Origin of the sequence: Shewanella sp. AC91-MNA-CIBAN-0169 (genome assembly GCF_040310165.1) — a bacterium.
In the GTDB taxonomy this organism is placed as follows: domain Bacteria; phylum Pseudomonadota; class Gammaproteobacteria; order Enterobacterales; family Shewanellaceae; genus Shewanella.
Window position 1 is genome coordinate 119845 of record NZ_JBEOPM010000002.1, and the last position, 21725, is coordinate 141569.

Annotated in this window: 21 protein-coding genes and 1 tRNA gene; 13 read left to right on the plus strand and 9 right to left on the minus strand. The window is 39.5% G+C overall.

The annotated features are described in order from the left end of the window. Window positions 1-76: 76 nt before the first annotated feature. Together AAEY98_RS02945 and AAEY98_RS02950 are read right to left on the minus strand one after the other, a co-directional pair. Window positions 77-3124 (minus strand): efflux RND transporter permease subunit, encoded by a 3048-nt coding sequence (locus tag AAEY98_RS02945; protein WP_351014867.1) that lies wholly within the window; start codon window positions 3122-3124, stop codon window positions 77-79. Further along, the gene (locus tag AAEY98_RS02950; RefSeq protein ID WP_351014869.1) at window positions 3121-4242 is read right to left on the minus strand and encodes an efflux RND transporter periplasmic adaptor subunit; all 1122 of its coding nucleotides are present in this window, start codon (window positions 4240-4242) and stop codon (window positions 3121-3123) included. Before AAEY98_RS02950 ends, AAEY98_RS02945 begins: the two co-directional genes overlap by 4 nt. 244 nt (window positions 4243-4486) lie before the next feature. Between AAEY98_RS02950 and AAEY98_RS02955 the strand changes: the two genes are divergently transcribed. After that, window positions 4487-5137: a TetR/AcrR family transcriptional regulator gene (locus AAEY98_RS02955; RefSeq protein WP_182757330.1), complete on the plus strand. Its 651-nt coding sequence runs from the start codon at window positions 4487-4489 to the stop codon at window positions 5135-5137. A gap of 106 nt (window positions 5138-5243) precedes the next feature. Continuing rightward, the gene (locus tag AAEY98_RS02960; protein WP_182742828.1) at window positions 5244-6188 is read left to right on the plus strand and encodes a DUF6268 family outer membrane beta-barrel protein; all 945 of its coding nucleotides are present in this window, start codon (window positions 5244-5246) and stop codon (window positions 6186-6188) included. A 122-nt stretch (window positions 6189-6310) separates the two neighbouring features. Here AAEY98_RS02960 and AAEY98_RS02965 read toward each other — a convergent pair whose 3' ends face one another. Both AAEY98_RS02965 and AAEY98_RS02970 read right to left on the minus strand, forming a co-directional pair. Continuing rightward, window positions 6311-6757 carry an LPP20 family lipoprotein gene (locus AAEY98_RS02965; protein WP_351014872.1) on the minus strand — a complete coding sequence of 149 codons (447 nt, stop codon included), beginning with the start codon at window positions 6755-6757 and terminating at the stop codon, window positions 6311-6313. Continuing rightward, window positions 6754-7464, minus strand: coding sequence for a FlgO family outer membrane protein (locus tag AAEY98_RS02970; protein ID WP_273057959.1), 711 nt, complete (start codon window positions 7462-7464; stop codon window positions 6754-6756). The genes AAEY98_RS02965 and AAEY98_RS02970 overlap by 4 nt, the downstream gene beginning before the upstream one ends. Before the next feature lie 269 nt (window positions 7465-7733). On the opposite strand from AAEY98_RS02970, the gene AAEY98_RS02975 reads away from it, so the two are divergent. Continuing rightward, window positions 7734-8942 carry a flagellar assembly protein FlgT gene (locus AAEY98_RS02975; RefSeq protein ID WP_235781922.1) on the plus strand — a complete coding sequence of 403 codons (1209 nt, stop codon included), beginning with the start codon at window positions 7734-7736 and terminating at the stop codon, window positions 8940-8942. Between the two features lie 69 nt (window positions 8943-9011). After that, window positions 9012-9087 (plus strand) — tRNA-Arg (locus AAEY98_RS02980). Window positions 9088-9467: 380 nt separating this feature from the next. Here the strand turns inward: AAEY98_RS02980 and AAEY98_RS02985 are convergent. From AAEY98_RS02985 to AAEY98_RS03005, 5 genes are all read right to left on the minus strand, one after another. After that, the gene (locus AAEY98_RS02985) at window positions 9468-10301 is read right to left on the minus strand and encodes a helix-turn-helix domain-containing protein (protein ID WP_351014875.1); all 834 of its coding nucleotides are present in this window, start codon (window positions 10299-10301) and stop codon (window positions 9468-9470) included. A gap of 84 nt (window positions 10302-10385) precedes the next feature. After that, entirely contained in the window at window positions 10386-10781 is a 396-nt protein-coding gene (locus AAEY98_RS02990; protein WP_351014877.1) for a hypothetical protein, read from the minus strand. Window positions 10782-10929: 148 nt separating this feature from the next. Then, window positions 10930-11121, minus strand: coding sequence for a helix-turn-helix domain-containing protein (locus AAEY98_RS02995; protein ID WP_351014879.1), 192 nt, complete (start codon window positions 11119-11121; stop codon window positions 10930-10932). Window positions 11122-11213: 92 nt separating this feature from the next. Beyond that, window positions 11214-11723, minus strand: a complete 510-nt coding sequence (locus AAEY98_RS03000; RefSeq protein WP_351014881.1) for a hypothetical protein — start codon at window positions 11721-11723, stop codon at window positions 11214-11216. Between the two features lies 1 nt (window position 11724). Further along, window positions 11725-13002: a tyrosine-type recombinase/integrase gene (locus tag AAEY98_RS03005; RefSeq protein WP_351014883.1), complete on the minus strand. Its 1278-nt coding sequence runs from the start codon at window positions 13000-13002 to the stop codon at window positions 11725-11727. A gap of 454 nt (window positions 13003-13456) precedes the next feature. On the opposite strand from AAEY98_RS03005, the gene AAEY98_RS03010 reads away from it, so the two are divergent. From AAEY98_RS03010 to AAEY98_RS03050, 9 genes are read left to right on the plus strand one after another with little or no spacing between them, the layout of a single operon-like run. Continuing rightward, window positions 13457-14650, plus strand: coding sequence for a UDP-N-acetylglucosamine 4,6-dehydratase (locus tag AAEY98_RS03010; RefSeq protein WP_351014885.1), 1194 nt, complete (start codon window positions 13457-13459; stop codon window positions 14648-14650). Between the two features lie 8 nt (window positions 14651-14658). Next, window positions 14659-15816 carry a LegC family aminotransferase gene (locus AAEY98_RS03015; RefSeq protein ID WP_351014887.1) on the plus strand — a complete coding sequence of 386 codons (1158 nt, stop codon included), beginning with the start codon at window positions 14659-14661 and terminating at the stop codon, window positions 15814-15816. A gap of 24 nt (window positions 15817-15840) precedes the next feature. Further along, window positions 15841-16593 (plus strand): class I SAM-dependent methyltransferase, encoded by a 753-nt coding sequence (locus AAEY98_RS03020; RefSeq protein WP_351014889.1) that lies wholly within the window; start codon window positions 15841-15843, stop codon window positions 16591-16593. Then, on the plus strand, window positions 16586-17518 hold the full coding sequence (locus AAEY98_RS03025) for an ATP-grasp domain-containing protein (protein ID WP_351014891.1): 933 nt from the start codon (window positions 16586-16588) through the stop codon (window positions 17516-17518). The genes AAEY98_RS03020 and AAEY98_RS03025 overlap by 8 nt, the downstream gene beginning before the upstream one ends. Next, window positions 17515-18168 carry an HAD family hydrolase gene (locus AAEY98_RS03030; RefSeq protein ID WP_351014893.1) on the plus strand — a complete coding sequence of 218 codons (654 nt, stop codon included), beginning with the start codon at window positions 17515-17517 and terminating at the stop codon, window positions 18166-18168. Before AAEY98_RS03025 ends, AAEY98_RS03030 begins: the two co-directional genes overlap by 4 nt. Further along, window positions 18155-19321 (plus strand): UDP-N-acetylglucosamine 2-epimerase, encoded by a 1167-nt coding sequence (gene neuC, locus AAEY98_RS03035; protein WP_351014895.1) that lies wholly within the window; start codon window positions 18155-18157, stop codon window positions 19319-19321. Before AAEY98_RS03030 ends, neuC begins: the two co-directional genes overlap by 14 nt. 24 nt (window positions 19322-19345) lie before the next feature. Next, the gene (locus AAEY98_RS03040) at window positions 19346-20017 is read left to right on the plus strand and encodes a PIG-L deacetylase family protein (RefSeq protein ID WP_351014897.1); all 672 of its coding nucleotides are present in this window, start codon (window positions 19346-19348) and stop codon (window positions 20015-20017) included. Continuing rightward, window positions 20014-21090, plus strand: coding sequence for an N-acetylneuraminate synthase (neuB, locus tag AAEY98_RS03045; RefSeq protein WP_351014899.1), 1077 nt, complete (start codon window positions 20014-20016; stop codon window positions 21088-21090). The genes AAEY98_RS03040 and neuB overlap by 4 nt, the downstream gene beginning before the upstream one ends. A 10-nt stretch (window positions 21091-21100) precedes the next feature. Next, window positions 21101-21724, plus strand: a complete 624-nt coding sequence (locus tag AAEY98_RS03050; RefSeq protein ID WP_351014901.1) for an acetyltransferase — start codon at window positions 21101-21103, stop codon at window positions 21722-21724. The last annotated feature ends 1 nt before the right edge of the window (window position 21725 follow it).

Consider the following 21725-nt stretch of genomic DNA (forward strand, 5'->3'; position numbering starts at 1 on the left):
TCAATATTTTGTCATACATAATTATAACCACGTCAATGTTCAATCTAAGCATTTTTGGTGCCAATTTTCTTAATGGCTATATTGTTTTCACAGGTTTCATCAATAAGGTATACATTACCGGCACCCAAATCAGTGACAACATGGTGGCTAACAGCGTACCGCCGGCAATAGCGATAGCAAAGGGTGGCCAAAAGCCGCCACCGGCGATAATTAGAGGTAAAAAGCCACCGATGGTGGTGATGGTGGTTGAGCCAATATGACGACCACAACTGCTCACTGTACTAATGATTAGGGCTAAATTACCATCGCGCGCCTCAGGAATATCCTCAAGTTCAGCCAAAATAACAATGGCAGCATTAATGGCTAAACCCATTAATCCCAATAAACCGATGATGACGGTAAACCCAAACGGATAGCCAAATACATAAACAGATAACAAGCCTAAACCTGCCGATTGAAATGCACTCAGTAAAATGATGGCGGTTAATCTAAATGAGTTAAACGACAACACTACCGTGGCTAATAACAACGTTACTACGAGCACAATGTTTGACAATAAATTACCTACCGCCTCATTACGCTTTGCGCTTTCACCGCCTATTTCGAGATGATATCCCGCAGGAATAGACAAATTAGCAATAGCATCTTTAACCTCGTTGAGTACTTGTGCAGGTAATACACCACTGGTGATATAAGCCTCGATGGTATTGACGCGTTCACCATTTCTGCGGGGGATTGCACCGCGACTAACGTTGATTTCGTTATAAGACAATGCCGATAGTGGAATACCAGAACCTGAAGCCGAAACCAGATTGATCTCGGCTAAACGAGTGGCTTGTTCTCGGCTGTTGTCGCCTAAACGAACCCGTATTGGCAGTGATTCTGTTTGCTCTAAAATGCTGCCGCCAATGATACCGGTAGTCGCCATTTGAATTTGATTGGCAATATCACTCAAACTTAGCCCACTCATTAAGCTGGCATCTTCATTGACTTGCAACCACACTTTTGGCGCGCCAGAACTGAGCGTGGCACGGGTGTGGATTACATCTGGTGTGGCGACTAAAATCCCGCGTACTTGTTCGCCTAATGTTTTCAGGGTATCAAGATTAGGGCCATAAATACGCAGCTCAACCGGAGCGTTAAAGGGAGGCCCTTGTTCCAATTTTCGCACCAAAATCTGTGCTTGTGGAAATTGGGCATCAAACTCTTTTTGTAATTGTAAAATCAACCGATTGGCGGCGACGTAATCCGTCACTTTAATCATTGCTTGGGCGTAATTGGTTGCCCCTTGTTGCCGTTGAGTTAAGTTGTAATAGAAAGAGGGCGTATTACCGCCAACAACCCATGTAGCTGCAATAATATCGTCAATCTGTTGCAGCTTTTTATCAATCAGTTTGACCTGCTCGAGAGTGTTATCAATACTGACATGAGGTGCCAGGTAGACTTCAATTTGGAACATGTCTCGATCAGACGGAGGGAAAAATTGTTCAGTCATTTTGCCCGCGGCAAAAAAGCCAGCTATCGGTAATATTCCAATTACGATGGCGGTCAGTATTGGCCGAGATAACGCAAACTGTAAACTGGCGGTAAATGCTTGGCTAATTCTTGGGAATGCCATCCCTTGCTGATACCAAGCCGTTGGTTTTTCACTGCGACTGAATCGACCCGCAAGGCCAGCAATAATGGTATGAGAAATAATATATGAGCCGAGTAAGGCGAACATGACCGAAATGGCGATGCCACCCACAAACTCGCCCGCAGCGCCAGGCATTAATACAATAGGTGCAAAGGCTAGCATGGTGGTAATAGTCGACCCTGCTAGTGGTAGCCATAAATGGTGTAAGGTTTTTGATACCGCTTCCAGTTTGCTCATACCTTGTTGACGGCGTTGCGCAATGGCATCAACAATCACAATCGCGTTATCGACCATAATCCCCAGCGCAACCACTAAACCTGTTACTGACATTTGGTGGATCGGTAGTCCAGTATATTTCATGCAGGTGAGGGTAAATAATGCGGTTAATGGTAATGATATCGCCACAATCACTGCATTGCGCAGTCCTAATGTTAGCATCAGAACCACTAAAATAATCACAAATCCTTGTAGCAGATTAATCACTAAGTCACCTAATCGGTCACTGGTATAGCTTTGTTGGTCGAATAACCATTGCACCTTAATATTGGCCGGTAAATTAGCTGAAAAATCATCTATGGCGCTGCTTACATGCTGTTGCCACACATCGACTCGATTATTGTTGAGCATGCGTGCAGACACCAAAACGCCTTGCTGACTGTCGATTAAAGCGATACTCGATGCCGGAGTCTTGGCTTGGCGGCTAATATTGGCCACATCCCCTAAGCGAATAATTTGACCATAGTCGTCTACTTTTAACGGCACTTGGCGGATACGATTCTGCGAATCTAACTCACCAGAGACTTCAACTAAGGCTCTAAATTGGCTGTTATTAACTTCACCGGCTGAAATTTTGCTGTCGGCATTATTTAAAATAGCGGCAATACTGGCGGGGGTTAAATGCAATTGACTGATTTTATTGCCATCTAGCTCAACTAAAATCTCTTCTTGTGGTGCGCCATAAAGTTTAACAAAATCAGTACCACTGAGCAGTCTTAGACGGCTTTGTAATTCTTTGGCATAACGATTTAGAATATCGGTTCTTACAGGGCTATCGTCAGCCCAAACAAGTCCTAAAATGGCGGTATTGGCATAACCTAGTTGATCATCTAATACACTATTTTGTGCTTCTACTGGCAACAATGATTTACTGTCGGCGATAAGATCTCGAGCGCGCGACCACACCGGATCCGTCTCTGTGACCGTGTCTTTTAATTCTAGCTGGATAACCGAAATCCCGGGGCGAGAGGTCGACTGGACTAGCTTTAAATCTTCTAAACGGCGTAATTGATTCTCTAATACCTCAGTCACAAGTGCTTCAACCCGCTCTGCAGATGCACCAGGATATTGAGTGATAACAGACGAAAATCGGTTCGTAATATGTGGATCTTCGGTACGCGGTAGGCTTGAAATGGCACCTAATCCGGCAACAATTAATAATGCGATAAATAAACTGGTCAGGCGGCCATTTTCTAAAAATGCTTTAATCATAATGCCCCCGCTTTCTCAGTTTGAGCGAGAGTGACTTTCTGGTTAACGACCAATTTATGTAATCCTTGCGATACAATTAAATCGGTTGGTTTTATGGCACCTTGAATATACGCTTGTTGCTCATTGGTATAGATAATCTCTACATCGCGACGTTCAATAGTATAAAAACCTTGTTCAGCCTCAACTAAGGCAAACACATTCCATAACCCGCGCACGCCATCGGTTAATGCCGACATAGGCACCCAATAACCAGGGGCTTGCACGTCTTGTTGATAAGCCAAATAAGCTATTTCGCCATTGATTACTCTGGCTGAGTCGGGCAAATGAATACGCAACTGCACCGTGCGACTAATGGTATTGACCTCGGCACTAATACCGGCAATTTTAGCGGTAAAGGTTTGTTTACCTACACGGACATCTACCATCTGCTCGGCGGCTAACTGCTGTGCAATATCAATTGGTACCCCAATATAAGCTAAAGGCTCACTGTTACCCACTAAGGTAAAAACCGGACTGCCTAGCGCAATCACTTCGCCGACATTATGAAACCGCTGACTGATAGTGCCATTGAATGGAGCTAACAATGTCGATTTTTCAATTTTTAAATGGGTGGCACTTAAGCTGGCTTCTATGCGCTTTTGATTCGCTTGTAAGCTAATGACTTGTTGCTGGGTTTCATCAAGCTGCTGTTCAGACACATAATTTTGTTGTTTTAGTTTTTGAGTTCGAACTAAGGTGCTTTTGGCTAAATCGATGTCCGCTTGGGTTTGTAATAAACTGGCTTGCAGTTGCTGTTGTTCGGCCGTTAATAACTCGATATCAAGTAGGGCTAATGTTTGACCTTTAGTCACAGTATCGCCACTGTCGACTGAGATATTGTTGAGCTTACCCGCAAGCTCAAAGCCAATACCTGTGGTATTGGCTGAGCGAATCGTCCCAGTATAGGTTTGCATATGCTGGTAATGGTCATTTAACACTAAGCTTTGCGATAACACCGCTTGATAGTCAATTGTATGCGAGTGTTCTTTTACCTCAGAGCCACAACCGCTTAAAACGATTAAGCTTAAACTTAGCGCCCAGTATCGAATGATGGCAGTGAATGTCTTTGACGCGTTCATAAGTTTATTCCTTGCAAAGCAATTAATAGTGTCAATGTTGATTTATTTTTCGCCGTTGGCATGAAAGGCAATAAGCGCATAGATTTTCAGCACAACATAAAATGTAACTTTAATGTTAACTAGACTCGATAGTCTAATTTTATAAAACTAGACTGTCCAGTCTATTTTTGGTTACTATTAGGCTAAATGCTGATCAGCAATGCAGAGGCTTGATTTGCTTAATAAGCTAATTTATGGAACCAATATGACAAAACAACACACAGCGCTTAATCCCAGCGGGCAGATCCACATCAGCCGCAGTGAACAAAAGCGTGCTCAGGTGCTCGAGTCTGCGATTGATCTTTTTTGTCATCATGGTTTCCCTAATACCAGTATGGATGAAGTGGCCAAGCATGCCGGTGTATCAAAACAAACTGTTTACTCCCATTTTGGTTCTAAAGACGATTTATTTGTGTCTGCGATTGAATCGAAATGTGTTGTGCATCAACTCACCGATGATGCCTTAATTGATGCCAGCCAACCACAACAGGTTATTTTGTTATTTGCACAGCAGTTTGGCGAAATGATTGTTAGCAAAGAAGCCATGACAGTGTTCAAAACCTGTGTTGCTCAAGCCGATACTCACCCAGAAGTGTCTAGATTGTTTTATAATGCAGGCCCTAAGCATGTACTAGGATTGGTTCGAAACTACCTAACAAAAGTCAATGAACACAACGAATACTTTTTTGAAAACCCTCATGAAAGTGCGGTTAGATTGTGTTTAATGTTGTTTGGTGAGCTAAAATTACGCCTAGAGTTAGGCTTAGAAATAGAAGATTTAATCGTCACCAGACAACAATACCTGCAAGATACCGCCGACATGTTTTTACGAGCACATAAAGTGGGCGTAAAATAAACTCAACCTCAAGTTGAACTTAATTGGCCATATAGCAGTATTACTTGAGCAATTAAGCCAAAGTAATATTCAGTTTATTTCATTATTTGAAGGGAAGCAGATTAGTATGACGCTTTACAACACTAAGGTAATTTCTTCTCCGGCACAGAGTAAGTCACTGAATTTATCTGTACGGTCATTATTGTGCGTATCGGGTCTGCTGTTAAGTCAGCATGCTTTAGCGGCACCAGAACGATCACCGTTTTCACTCACTGTTGCTCGTACATCAACGGGCACCGCTAATGTAGGCGCAGAGAGTGCTAACCCTAATCAGTTGCAACGAGATACATGGAAAACCAGTTTTTCGGCAAACATGCCACTTAATCGTCAGTGGTCTATAGGGGCAAACTTAGGCTACGATAATCTCGATTATGACTGGGATATTAACCAAAACAGCCTGTTACGCAGCAATACTCAACCTTGGTCAACCATCCATCAGTACAGTGCCGGTTTATCACTATCGTATCGCTTAGATAATCATTGGATGTTTCTCATCGCACCCAAATTACAGTATGCCTATGCTGATACGGCATCATCTTCAAATGCACAAAGTTATGGTGTCGTCGCCTCGGGGATGTACCGCTTTGATTCGGGTAATATGCTTGGTTTCGGTGTGGCATATTTAAATGATATTTCAGAAGTGCGCACCTTGCCTTATTTAGCCGTGCGTTGGCAGATAAGCGATAAGTGGGTACTTGCTAACCCGTTCCAAGCTGGTTTTAGTGGCCCTGCAGGATTAGAGTTAAGTTATCAATATAATCGTGACTGGGATTTTGGCGTGGGCAGCTCAATGCGAACAGAGCGTTTTTTAATTGCTGACGATGACAAAACCATTGAAGTTGAAGAATGGGTAGGCTTTGCTCGCGCAGGTTGGCAAGCAACGACTAACGTTAGCCTTAATGCTTATGCTGGTTACTATTTTGGCGGTGAAATGCAGTTAAGTTATCCCGATGTCACTGAAGACATGGAGAACCAAGCCGCATTCGGTTTAGTGTTTAAACTGAACTTTTAACGATTAGTGGTAAACCATATAATAAAAAATGCCGCTGATATCAGCGGCATTGTTGTAAAAGCTAATCTAGCAACTCAGCATTTATCTAATTAAATCGTCTGAACTGCTAATGTGAATCGGCCCTAGAAGTAAGTCACTTCCTTTACCCTCTTAGGGCGATTTTGTTGCTCGTATAACTGCCATACTTGTTTAAAATCAAGTGCTAACTCAGTGATATAAAACTCACCGGCTGGGTAGGTTTTTACCACTTTAGCGCCGCGAATAATGCCACTAACGCTAGACTTAACGTTGTCGTCAGTTAATAACCACTCACTCACGTCGCTGTTTGCGGTAATCTTTTGGCCATACACTTGCTCTGCTAACTCGCGATATGCAGCAATTTTTGATGCTTGCATTGCCATTAAAATACGATGCGATGGTTCTTTGCTTGGCTGAGTCGCTAAGGGTGCATAACCAATTGCGGTTAGGGTAGGGAACGAGGCTGGAGCTTCGGTTTCCCACTGAACATATTTATCCTTGCTTACACAGCCAGTTAACAGTACCAGCACAATTAACATTAACGACTTCATAGCTTATCTCCTAATACGGTATAACGACTGTCGCCCTTATTTTCGTGGCGATACAGTAAACCATTACGCGATTCAATCATTTCAGAAGGTTGTAAATAACCCGATAAGCTCGACGCCGCCACAAATGATTGCACCGCAGAAACCACTCTATTATTGGTCACATTCACTATTCGGCCGTTAAAGACTATTCCTTCAGGTGTTAAGGTCATGGTTGATACCAAAACGTGCGCTACCGGTAAATCGGAACGCAACAGCTCCCAGTTTCGGCTCAACATAAATTCACCTTGCTCTGTTGCACGTAAATTGGTTGCGACGTTTAAATCAACCAAATTAAACTCATGGGCATGGAATGCAGCAAGCAATCCTTGCTGTAATTGAAGGCCTAACTCATTGGATGTATTTAAATTGCTGGCCATTACCGGCGTAGAAATGAGCAGTGGTTCATCTGGGCGAAGGGCATCATTTTGCAATACTAATTCGTTGACTAACTTTTCTGCCCACACATTGACCTGGCCCTTAGGCGATATTCCAACAGCTTGTATATCATAAGCTAGCTTGTGCTGATAAACCTGATCTTCATCGACCACTTTGACAAATTTACCGTTATTACTAAAGGCAAGATTATTGGCAGCATTAGGCGTTTGGGTGCATGCAACTAACGTCAATGACGCCAGTATGACCGTGGGGACAACAAGCCTATTAATCATAATAATTCCTCTTACAAAAATGCCGCAAGTCTTGGTATAAATGAGCCATTTTATCGCCTTATTTATCGGTAACTAAGGTCAATTTTTTACTCTTTAATATTCGTTCCTTTATATCGGCAAATGCGTTAGAAGCTTTACTATAATTACCCTACATCTAAAAAAAAACTATTAAAGCGGTTATAGGCACAATTTTTGCTTTGTAAAATATAGAGTAAGCTTAATTCATTTTATTAGGCCAAATAGACGTTTTTTTGACATTAGGACATCGTATGCTGATCCGACACAGCCCTACTAACCGAGCTAATCCCTTTAGTCATCTTGCTGTCATAGCCATATTATGTGCAAGTGGCTTGCTAGTGACAATGTCTGCATTTGCTGAACAAATTGAAGTGACTGGCAAAGCCAAAATTGTTAATGGCGATATTGATAAAGCTCGCGAAGACGCTATCAGCCAAGCATTAAATTATGCCAGTTTAAAAGCGGGAGTTAACTTCTCTAGCGAACAACAAATTAATCAAGGACGGCTTACTCAAGATACTTTTCAAATGCAGCGTATGGGCTCGGCCAATAATGTTGAATTAATGAGTGAAATGATAAGCGAGCATACTATTACTGTCATTTTACAGCTTGAGCTTAGCGAACAAGAGTCCGATGCCCAATGTAAAAGCCAATCACTCAAAGCTGCGATTATGCTGCCTCAAGCTTATTTACAAGAACGCGAACAATTACGCTATGGTCAATTAGCCCACTTTGAAGAGCGCATCACCGAACAATTAGGCAAAGCGATTAACGCGCAATCGCGTTACAGTTTTGCCAGGCTACATGCAGATGAGAAAATTGATAATACCAATCAATTGGTCAATTTTAGAGGTAACCGCATACCCAGTTGGTTAGGTGAACTCACCGACAGCCAATATTTGCTGCAGCCCGAAATTATTGATATTTCAACTGAACCAGTACAAAGCAGTTATTTGGGCTTTGTAGAAGATGATCCACTGAGGCAATTTATCCTTAAATTAACCCTTTATCATGGCATTAGCGGTGAAGTGGTCTGGTCGGAATCATTTGCGACATCAGCGCCTTGGGAATTTGAACGACAAGAAATAGTGTCACCAGCTAATCAACGCTTTTGGCGATCATCTTATGGCCAGGCGATCAGTGATATTTTACAACAAAGCGTTATGTCGTTAGATAAGCAACTCAATTGCCGACCATTACTAGGCCAAATTGTCGCAAGAGATGGTGATCGCATTATCATCAATTTAGGCCGTAAAAATGGCGTTAAAATGGGTGATAAGTTCCAAATCGTCCTACAGAAAAACATCCCCGACAGATTCAACTCTATGCGCGCTATCGCGACTAAAAGTCGGGCGAATGTGGTTATCGAACAAGTGACCGAAGACAGTTCAACGGCAATCTTTGACGGTATCGACAGTGCTTATAATATTCAAGTGAATGACATTGCGATTAAGAACTAGTTGGTTGTTAATTAAGCAATTAAATTTAAAAGGTTTAATTCAATTATAAACTCAGTATAATCACTGGGTCTCTCTATAGCTCAACAGGATAGAGCAGCCGCCTCCTAAGCGGCCGATCGGGGTTCGAGTCCCTGTGGGGAGACCAGTATTAAAATAAATCATTTTAAATCAGTGTTTTATATATCGCCCCAGGAATTTAACCACCTATAAACCACCTTGAGAGTCATTAGAATAAATTTAGTGATTTATTTTGATATTGCTAATGGTGCTTAAACCTTGCTCTAACCTTGACTCGACCTAACCAGATTTATCATAAAATTAGCTATCATTGTGAATTGCTTGCTTTACGTTATTTGTGTGTATTTCATAGTGAGTTCTTAGTGTTTAAATGGTTTTTACAGCCCCTAAAGATTGGCATTTGAGTTTGAACGTCTAGTTTTGTCAGCTTTTAGTTAAATAACCGCACCATAACCTACCTAATAACGCCCTATGATTTGTTTGATTGGGTAGGGGATTATTATTACTTCATTTTTCAGCTAACAATTTTACTTTTTCATTAGTCCAGCGTTCGGCATAACCTTCTGAACTAAGAATTCCATTTCTTTCTAAGTCGTCCATCTCTGAGCACATCAGCCAGCTAAGATTAACGGGCTTATCTCTTTTAAATACCTTTCGTTCTTGGTAGCGTCCATCAAGAAACTCTACAACCTGCTTTCTATTGGTAAAGCCTGCCAAAGTATCATTGCATAACAGCAGTTGAATAATTGAAGTGTTAGGCTTCTCAGGTATGGTTACATTGCTGACACACTCTGCCCATTGGCTTGCTATGTCATAAAAATTAAAAACCATATCATCAGGTTCAATATCTAGGTCTTTAGCTATCAATTCTTTTAAGTGATTCTTATAGAAAACTTCGGCATCATTTTCAAATGATGTTGCAGTTAAAACTTTATTATTAATAGCTTTACTATCCACTTCATTATTGGGTGACTCTGGTGTCATACCTGCCATGACATCTATGTCACTCCTAGGCATGACATCTATGTCACCCCTCAAAATTGCTAATGTGTTTGGGGTCGGTAATAGCTTTCTGCTTGTCCCATTAGTTGATTTTGACTTGTTCACATAAAGCCACCCTGAACACTCAAGTTCTTTTATGTATCGCTGTATTTGTCGAACACCTTTCCCCATTTTCTCAGCAAGGTAAGCATTGGAAGCGTGAAAGTCTCTTTTCGCTTTAAAGTAGGAAATTGCTGTGCTGACAAGCCACACATGATTCATTTCAAGTCCGTTTTGAATTACTGCTTGCTCTATTGATTCTGGTAGCCATGAGCCTTTTTCTTTTTTACTTTCTTTCATATAAGAGATACTCTTAAGAAATGGATAGCGGCTTAGTCGCCAAACTTGTACCGCTATCCATAGTTTTATGTAAAGGCTTTGAGCTTACTCCTCAGAGCCTTTTTGCTTTTCAAAGCTGTCATCATTTGCCGCTTGTTCATTTATTCGATTAATAAGCCAGTTAAGACCGCGCCACTTGATAGCTTTCTTTAGTTCTCGGTCAAGTCTTACCGTTTTCTTAGCGTAAAAATACGACTTTTCAGCCGCTATTTGTTCATCCCTGCAATGGTAATAACGGGCTATTTCGATTTTTGGAATAAACCAAGTCGTATCATTAGCTGATTGGTCGCATTCCCAAGGGATATAGGACTTTCTTAATTCGTCCATAACTCTACTTTGCTGCTCCCCAAAGCTAAAAAAACTGATTTGTTCTGCCGTTAATCGTTCACCATTTAGTAAACGTTTTAGTACCATTGATGTGCCGTATTTTCTATTGCTCATGATGTAACCTCGATTGTTGATTGACTTTAATATGTCGTTTGTTTCACTCGTTAAAGTGGTTAATAGGTGGCTAGATTTAACCTGATAAAATTAATAGCAATTTATTCGGGCAGTTTGATGCCATGTGTTATCCCTATAAGAGATAAAACTAAGCGGTTTTGGTTTGGGTTCTGCTATCTAAGAATGTGTTTAAGTCATTCAGTCTGTAACGCACTAAACGACCAACTTTTATGAAAGGGATTTGATAGCGCCCAGTAGAGCGCCATACCATCATGGTGCCCTCTGTAACGCCCAAATAAGCTGCTGCTTCGGAATTGTTTAGTAGATTTTGATTTTGCATGATATTCACCAGTTAAGTTTGATTTATTCTGGTAAGTATTACACTTTAGTTTATGTCGAATAAGTGGTGAAAAAGTATATTTTCTCAGATACTTATTCACCACCCCCTTTGTTTTCAATCCAATATTTGCTCATACCTTGTAGAATCTCTTCCAATTCGTGTGAGTCATGTATTTCACTTTTCATATTTAACAGATCTTTGTCAGTTAATTTAAATAATAATGCTACCTTTTTAATCCGACTTCTAATAGCACTGCGACTTAAGCCAAATTCTCTCCCCGCAGAACTGATCCCATTAGCCCTAGCAAATAGTAGAATTGTCACAGACTCATGAATATTAGATCGTGGTCTGTGGTTGTTTTTTTTTGTTGGTTTGTATCTTTTTGAAACTTTAGCAAAGGGGCTATCTTCACTAAGAACCATCTTCATAACAAAGTGCTTTGCAACGATCTCTTCATGTGTTGAGCTTTTCTCATCTGACCACTTCACAAGAAGTGATTGCAGGTTCCATGCAAGTTCCATTTCATCACTTGATGCAGCATCATTTTTGGGCTGTTCTCTCCAAATTAGGTTGACTAATAATCTGACTTTTTCTTCATCCATTCTAAAAGCCTCCTAGCAGTTCTTTTCGTTGTTCTGGCGTAAGTGCCTTTAACTGTTCTTTTAAGGTGTCTATCGTTGCTGGTGGCTCATTTCTGATATGTTCAAGACCAGCACGAACCTGACTTAAATCATGGTGAGCATAAGTGCGCTGTGTAATCGCTATTGAGCTATGACCAAGTGCCTTTTGAATGATTGCTAACTCAATGCCTGCTCTCGCCATTCTGGTGGCGGTAGAACGCCTTAAATCATGAAAGGTGAGGCGTTGTGCTTTGTTGTCGGAATATAGCCCTGCACGCTTTGTTACGCGTCTCCAAAACGAACCTTGCCCCGTTTTCTCTGTCACATAACCTAATTTGCTGCGCTTGTTTGGAAAAACAAACTTCTCGCCTTGTTCCGCTTGGCTGCTTCTTCTTTGTAGTATTTGCATAGCCTCTGGAATTAACGGAACGACTAAGCCTTTTTTTGATTTAGCTTTGCTTGCAGGTATTGCCCATATACGTTGCTGTGGGTCAACTTCTTCCCATTGCATAGATAGAACACAATTCTTTCGCTGACCAGTCATCAAAGCGATTAACACAATGTCTTTGTATATCTCTGGTTCATCATCAAGTGCCACCAGCAATCTAGTTTCTTCATCTGCTGTTAGGACTCGCTCTCTTGGTTGTTCTGCAAATTTTTTGGCAACAGCAAAGTGATTATCAGATATAAGACCTTCTTTTTTTGCGAAGTTAAAAATAGATTTGATTTGAGTTAAGCATTTATTACTGACGGCAGGGGTCTTTGCTGTTTTAAGGTCAGCAATGATTTTTCGCGCTTCATCGTTGGTTAGCTCTCGAACATCTTTCTTTTTGAATAGCGGGTTAGTGTGAAGCTTAAAGATTGACTCAGCATCTTCTAATGATTTTGGTCTACGTTCGCCAGCTTTAATTCTGACATTAAAATCAGCTTTATAGACCATGAATAGATCAGCAAAGGTGAAACTGCTTAGCCTACGGGCTTTCTTTGCAGCCTTTTGGGTATTAGGGTTTACGCCTTTTCGCATTAGCTCAAGGTTATCTAAAGCGGCAGTGCGCGCCTTTTCAACGGTCATTGATTCGAAGCTACCAAGGCTTACCGTGACCTTCTTACCTTCAAACTTTTTAATCAGCTTAAAAAATTGACCACCTTTTGAAGTGGTTTGAAAGCATAATTCTTTTATTTCGGAATCACTGCACCATACCGCAACACCTTTGTTTATAAGGGCTTCAATGCTTTTCTTAGTAAATTTTACTCGTTCCATTTAACCACCCCATAAACCACCTATAGACCACCCGAGAGATAAATAAAGGGTCATTTTGGTAGATATTCATTAAGGTTATCATAGCACCTGAAACGGCTTAAAGTCTTGCTGTATATAGATTTAGTAAGGTTTGTTAAGATAGGTCTATTAGTTAGGCTTATCCCCTGTGGGGAGACCATATATTTATCCTTTCTCATTTCATGTTTCAGTCTTAGTCTCTGTTTCGTTTATTTGACCTACTTTTACTGCCCCATTTATTATCTGGTTTATACTCATATAAGCGATATATTTACTGTACAATCAAGTAGTAAATTGTTTTCTAGTTTCTTATAGTATCTTTATCTTCATGTATTAATTACTTGGAATAATTATTGCTACATTTCAGATGTGATAATTTTTTGGCAGTGAATGTTTATAAACACGTCGGCTTTTGATTCAAAAAGGAGATCAACTAATGCAATTGTTTGATTTATCGTTAATTGGAAGAGAGTTTCCTTTACTAGATAGCGATGTGTCGAGATTAGCTAGCCAGCTAAACGCTATGGTTGCAAATTCACGTTTTTTGGTTTTAGGTGCTGCGGGTACCATTGGCCAGGCTGTGACAAAAGAAATTTTTAAAAGACAGCCAACTAAATTACATGTTGTTGATATTAGTGAAAATAATTTAGCTGAATTAGTCAGGGATATTCGAAGCACTTTTGGCTATATCGCGGGTGATTTTCAAAGCTTCGCGCTTGATATCGGTTCTCTTGAGTATGATGCATTTATCAAGGCTGATGGTCAGTATGATTATGTGCTTAATTTATCAGCCTTAAAGCATGTACGCAGTGAGAAAGATCCTTTTACTTTAATGCGTATGATAGATGTGAATGTGTTTAATACAGATAAAACCATTGAGCAGTCTATTCAATCCGGTGTCAGAAAATATTTCTGCGTTTCAACAGATAAAGCCACTAATCCAGTGAATATGATGGGGGCTTCTAAAAGAATTATGGAAATGTTTTTAATGCGCCGTAGCCATCAAATAAACATTTCTACTGCGCGATTTGCCAATGTTGCCTTTTCTGATGGCTCACTGTTGCACAGTTTCAATCAGCGTATTTTAAAGCGACAACCTATTGTTGCCCCTAATGATGTTCAGCGCTATTTTGTGACGCCGCAAGAGTCGGGTGAGCTTTGTTTAATGTCTTGTCTTTTAGGTGAGAATCGCGACATTTTTTTTCCTAAACAAACCCAGGCTTTACCATTAGTGTCATTCGCCGATATCGCCGTTAAATATTTAGTTCAGCTAGGTTATGAACCTCATCTTTGCCAAAGTGAAACCGAGGCAAGGGAGCTAGTTCATTCTTTACCTAACCTGGGGAAATGGCCTTGTTTGTTTACTCAAAGCGACACCACAGGTGAGAAAGATATTGAAGAGTTTTTTACCTGCAATGATGAACTTGATATGACACGTTTTACTCATTTAGGAGTGATAAAACCGCCTGTTGATTATGATGAGCCACTTTTGCAGATGTTTGGACATGAAATCAGTGCCATGAAACGCGAACAAGCTTGGAGCAAAACACAAATTGTTGCGCTGTTTAATAAAATGTTACCTGAGTTTGACCATAAAGAAACGGGCAAATACTTAGATGGAAAAATGTAGGAAACTAGATGAAAGCAGCTAATATTTGTCAGTTTATTCGAGATATTTATCAAACAGATCAGTTTATTCCTTTGCATGCCCCAACGTTTGCTGGCAATGAAAAACTCTATGTGGCAGATACCATTGACAGTACTTTTGTTTCGAGCGTTGGTAAGTATGTTGATGAGTTCGAAAACAAGATAGAACACTATACCGGTGCAGCTAAAGCGGTTGCGGTTGTTAATGGAACCGCTGCATTGCACACTGCACTTTACATGGCAGGAGTCAAACGTGGTGATTTTGTGATTACCCAAGCTTTAACTTTTGTGGCTACATGTAACGCTATACATCACATGGGAGCCGAACCTATTTTTGTTGATGTATCACCTGTGAGTTTGGGACTTTGCCCCAAAGCAATGGATGAATTTCTCTTTCAATATGCACAAGTGTCGGAATATGGTTGCATACATAAACTGAGCGGACGAGTAATAAAAGCGGTTGTTCCTATGCATACATTTGGACACCCTGTAGAGCTTGATGAGCTTATGCTGGTTTGTCAAAAGTGGAATATTGCTTTAGTTGAAGATGCAGCAGAAAGTTTGGGTTCGTTTTACAAAGGCCAGCATACTGGGACTTTTGGTGATTTTGGTGCTATAAGTTTTAATGGTAATAAGGTTATTACCACCGGTGGCGGTGGAGTGGTTTTATGTAAAACAGCAGAGCTTGGGGCACAAACAAAACATATAACGACGACAGCTAAAGTTCTACATCCATATGAATTTTCACATGATGAAGCTGGATTTAATTATCGAATGCCAAATTTAAATGCGGCTTTAGGTTGTGGGCAAATGGAAGTACTAACAGATTATATAACGCAAAAAAGGAAGCTAGCAAATCATTATAGAGATTTTTTTATGCTTAGTGATTATCAATTTTTTGTTGAACCCAAGTATGCCAAATCAAATTACTGGTTGAACGCAATTGTATGTCCATCAGTTGAAGACCGTGATGAATTACTTAAAATCACAAATATTACTGGTATTGTGACAAGACCCATTTGGAAGTTAATGCATCATTTACCGATGTACAAGAATGCTATACGGGGGAGCCTTAATTACTCTGAGCATTTCGAATCATTATTATTGAACTTGCCCAGTTCGCCAAGTAAAAAGTTAATTAATTTATAAATTGTTCAGTTTTGGAGAGCGTAAATGAAAATAAATGATAATGGCGAAGGTTTTATCCGTAGTGAAAAGGAATCAGATAGTTTGGATCGCCTTAAAAACATCCACTTGAATCTATTGCCAAAACTTGATGAAAATTGGAATCAACATTCCTTAGTAACTATGAGAAGACAGAGTATCTCTAGAGTTTTATATTTTGATTGGTTATACAAAAAGTTGATTGGTAAACCTGGCGTTATTTGTGAGTTTGGAGTTCAATGGGGAAGTGGGTTGAGCATATTACAAAGTTTGAGAGGAATGTATGAACCCTATAATCATCAACGTAAACTTTATGGGTTTGATACATTTGAAGGTTTTTCTAACGTTTGCGAGTTAGATCCTTTTGCAAATGTTGGAGATTATTCTACGGAAAAAGGTTATGAGAAGGTCCTTCAACAAATTCTAGATGAACATGAAAAACAAAGTCCACTCAGTCACATAAAGAAAAATTATCTAGTTAAAGGGGATGTATCAATCACGATCTATAAATGGTTAGAGGACAATCCTGGATTGACTATAGGAATGGCCATTTTTGACATGGATGTTTATAAGCCTACACGTGATGTATTGGAGGCTATTAAACCCAGACTATTTAAAGGCTCAGTTCTTGTTTTTGATGAATTTAGTTGCGGTCATTGGCCTGGGGAAACTATAGCTGTTAATGAAGTTTTAGGTATTAATACTTTGAGGTTTGAACATTTCCCTCACCAACCAAATTGTGCAGTTGCTATTTATGAGTAAGCCCAAAAGCTATTTTGTACAAAAGAGGTTTTTATTAGAGGCTTCTGGAAGTCCTGTTAGTGCTTACTTGATTAAGGCGATACAAAAAGCAGGGCATACTGCCGTCGCATCTGATATTTCTAATGATTGTGCCGCAAGCATATTTGCCGATGAATTAATTATTTTTCCTAAAAAAGAAGATCCTCAACTTTGGAATAAAGTTGAAAAACTATTAATTGAACATGCTATCGATATCGTTATTCCTTCTTTTGATGAAATGCTTTTGGGGTGGTCAGAACGAAAAGAATCACTTGCTGATAAAGGTGTTAATGTACTTATTTCATCAACTGAAACCATTGAAGTTTTTCAAGATAAATGGTTAACTGCGAATTTTTTTGAAGAGCATAAACTCCCTTGTGCTAAATCATCACTTGAACCTATTTACCCACTAGTAAAACCGAGAATCGGTCGAGGAAGTGTAGGTGTCTATATCGAACAAAACTCTCAATTACGCAATGATAATTTTAAGTTAGGAGATATCTCTCAAACGGTCTTGGATGGTGAGGAATATACCGTCGATTGCCTTTTTGATCATCAACATCATCCCATTTATATTATTCCTAGAAAACGACTTGGAGTCGTAAATGGTAAGTCCACGGGTGGTATTGTTAAGCAAAACAAAATAATTGATGAGGTTGTTATACGGCTTTCAAAGTTAATTAAATTTGAAGGTCCTATTAATGTGCAGTGTTTTGTTGATAAAGATGAGGTATTTTTAGTCGAAGTGAATCCTCGAATTGCCGGAGGTATGGCTTTGGGATTTGCATCAAGTTGCAACTGGATACCACTGTTTATCAATATTCTTGATAAACAAGATATTACTCCGACATCAATACAGTGGGGAATGAAGATGTACCGCACATATCAAGAGTTCTTTCAGTTATGACGCATTTCGCAAAAAAACATTTAATTATTTGTGATTTAGACGACACTTTATATGATGAAAGTCATTATTTCTCAATTGTTTTTGAAGCGTTTGAGATAGCTAAACAAGTTCAAAGTGGTAGCTTGATGCATTCTTATTTGTTGATAGAACGCAAAAAAAGCGCTGATATTTTAAAAGATGTTTTAATGGGGTGTGGGCTTTTTTGTACCAGTAACCATAATTTTTTATTTGATATTTATACCAATATAAAGCGAGCAATATCATTACCACAAGCAACATTATTGTTTTTACATCGCTTAAAAAAAGAGGGATGTACTATTGCAGTATTAACTAACGGTGTAGTTAAGGTTCAACAAAATAAAGTGACTTTATTAGGTATAGAGCCCTTATGTGACAAAATATTTTACGCTAGAGATAATCATCAAGGTTATGAAAAGCCTGATCCCAGGTGTTTTCAATTTGTTTTAGATACTTTTCAATGTTGTGCTAGTGATGCAATTGTTATAGGTGACCATTACGACAATGATGTAAAAGGGGGTCAATCTTGCGGTATAGACTCACTGTGGCTTGGTGGTTTTGGGGCGGTAGGGATCGCTAAATTAGCAGACGCACTCCCCTATATTTTGGACACTAAAAATGAAAAAAATTAAACGCGTTATTGCCGTAACAGGTATTCGCTCTGAATATGATATTTTGTATCCAGTGATAAAACGTCTTAATGAACGTGATGATATTGAACTCAAAATAGTGGTCGCAGGTGCGCACTTATCTGACTGGCATGGAAATACTATAGAGTCGATTAGACATGATGGTTTTGTCATTGCCGACCGTATAGACACATTATTTTCGACAAACCGAACGACACAGCGTAGTAAAGCAGTAGGACAATTAATAACCGGCTTAACGCAAACAGTCGAACGTGAACAACCTGATTTATTAATAGTAGTGGGTGATAGAGAAGAAAGTATTGCTACTGCAGTAGTTGGTAATTATATGGAAGTCTTAGTCGCTCATATTGGTGGTGGCGACCCGGTTTGGGGAAATGCTGACGACCCTATAAGAATGGCTGTTAGCAAACTAGCACATATCCATTTTACGACAGCTAAACCTTATTCTGATAATTTGCTTAAAATGGGTGAGGATGATTGGCGTGTTACGTTTAGTGGTACTCCCGGTCTGGATAATATAAAGCATGAACCAGAATTAGATATTGGCCAAGTATCTAAATTTATAGGTACAGAATTAGATAATTTTATTGTTGTATTGAAGCACCCTTTATCTTCTGAGCATGAAAGTGCATATGAGCAAATGAAAGCAACGCTAACTGCAATTGATAGCGTTTGCCGAGCTAAAAATATGAAAGCTATTTGTATTACTCCAAATAGTGACCCTGGTTCCTTAGACATTGTCAAAGCATATAAGGAATTTGAGTCAGACTATATTCTACTAAAATCAACTTTGCCTCGTCATATTTTTATTAATTTATTACGTAAAGCTAAGGCATTAGTGGGCAATTCTAGTATGGGCATTTTAGAGGCGCCAATGTATAAACTACCTGTGGTGAATGTAGGGCATCGCCAACGAGGCAGACTCAATGCAGGAAATGTAAAGTTTGTTAGCTACAAGGTGGAAGAGATTGTTGAGGCAATTGAACAAGCTGTTTTTGAACCTACGTATCGTCATTTTGTTGCTCAATTAGATAATCCATATGGAACTGGTAATGCTGCAGAAATTATTGAGACATACTTAAGTCAAATTGATTTGGACAATCCTAAGTGGGCGGTTAAAAGTAAATTGATATAATCCTCATTTTTAACGGACTTTAAGATGACAAAAAATATACTAATAGTTGCTCCACATGCCGATGATGAAACTTTAGGTTGTGGTGGATCCATACTTAAGTTTGTTCAAGCTGGTTATGAGGTTCATTGGCTTTTGGTGACTGGGATGAGTAAATCTTCCGGTTTTACAACAACTCAAATTGCTACGAGAAAAAAAGAAATTGCGGCAGTAACGTTAGCTTATGGATTTTCATCTGTTCATGAGTTAATGCTACCATCTGGTAAGTTAGAGACTTTACCTATGCGCAATATCATCGGGCCTATTAGTGATGTTATTTCAAAGATTAAGCCTGAGCAGGTCTTCACTGTTTATCGAAATGATGCACACACTGATCATAAAATTGTATTTGATGCGGTAATGTCGGCCACCAAGTCATTTCGTTACCCGTTTGTCAAAAAAGTGCTGGCTTATGAGACTTTATCTGAAACAGATTTTGGTTTAAAACCTGAAGATGGAGGCTTTAAACCCAATGTCTTTATTGATGTGAGTTTACAGCTTGAGAAAAAATTAACTATTCTTGAAATGTATCCATCTGAAATCGCACCATTCCCCTTTCCTCGTTCACGTAAGGCTCTAGAGTCTTTAGCGTATGTTCGTGGTGTTCAAGCGAATGTTGAAGCTGCTGAAGCATTTGTACTCATCAAGGAAATACTATGACTCTAGTGATTGCAGAAGCCGGGGTTAACCATAATGGTTCGCTCGAAATGGCATTTCAGTTAGTCGACGTGGCCGTTAACGCGGGTGCCGATATTGTAAAGTTTCAAACGTTTAAAGCGACAAATTTAGTAACGGCAAGTGCCAGTAAAGCTCAATATCAAATTGAAACAACAGGCAATGATGAGTCGCAGTTATCGATGTTGACGCGTCTAGAGCTTAGTTATGGCGCGCACCATCAATTACTCGAATATTGTGCTTCAAAAAATATTGAATTTTTATCAACAGCATTTGATTTTGAAAGTTTAAATTTTTTAGTTGATGAAATTAAAGTGAAACGGCTGAAAATTCCTTCTGGTGAATTAACCAATAGCCCGTTTGTGTTAGCGCATGCTAGAACTGGATTAGATATTATTTTATCAACGGGAATGGCGACCTTAGAAGAAGTCAGAAACACCTTAGCAGTGATTGCTTTTGGTTATATTGCGCCACTTGATAGTCAACCTTCATTAGCTAACTTTGAACTCGCATTTCTATCTGATGTTGGTCAGCAAGTACTATCCGAAAAAGTGACCATTTTACATTGCACCACAGAATATCCTGCACCGTTTGATGAAATTAATTTAAATGCCATGGATACACTTAAACAAAGTTTTGGCTTATCAGTGGGCTATTCTGATCACAGCCAAGGAATTGCCATTCCAATTGCTGCAGTGGCTAAAGAAGCGGTGATTATTGAAAAACATTTTACGCTAGATTGCTCCTTACCTGGTCCAGATCATCGTGCCTCTATCGAACCTTTGCAATTAAAAATGATGGTAGAATCGATCAGGCAAGTTGAAAAAGCCTTAGGTAACGGTGTAAAAAAGCCCACTATTTCTGAGGCTAAAAATATAACTATTGCCCGAAAAAGTATTGTGGCACAAACAGATATAAAAAAAGGTGAGCCTTTTAATGTCAACAATTTGACAATAAAAAGGCCCGGAAGTGGTATGTCTCCGGATATGTTTTGGCAGCTTACTTCTGGCCAAGTTTCATCAAAATGCTATCAGCCAGGGGATTTAATCGATGAATAAGCCATTAATCATGATTGGTTCTGGTGGCCATGCAAGCGTATTAATGGATTTACTCCAGCTTAACGGCTGTAATGTTATTGCATATATTTCACCTGATAAAAATAATAATAATCAGATATTTGAATCAATACAGTACTTAAGTGATGATGACGATATAAGTCAATTTAATCCCGATGATGTGCTTTTGGTGAATGGGCTGGGTAGTTTACCTAAACAAAATAACCGAGTAAAAGTGACAGCGTTTTTTACTAAATTAGGTTTTAGTTTTGCAACGGTTATATCACCACACGCGATTGTATCTTCATCGGTATATTTGGCACAGGGTGTGCAAGTCATGTCTGGAGCCATTATCCAAACGGGTGCGTATATTGGCGAAAACAGTATCATTAATACTGGCGCTATTATTGAGCACGACTGTAATGTTGGTGCGAATAATCATATTGCACCTCGCGCGACACTTTGCGGCAATGTAACTACGCAAGATGATGTTCATATAGGCGTGCATGCCTGTGTTATACAGGGTGTTGATATTGGTAAAAATGTTGTTGTTGGTGCTGGCGCTACAGTTGTGACAAATGTTGAAGAAAAATCAGTTGTATACGGGCATCAGGCATTAATAAGAAAAAAGGAATGAA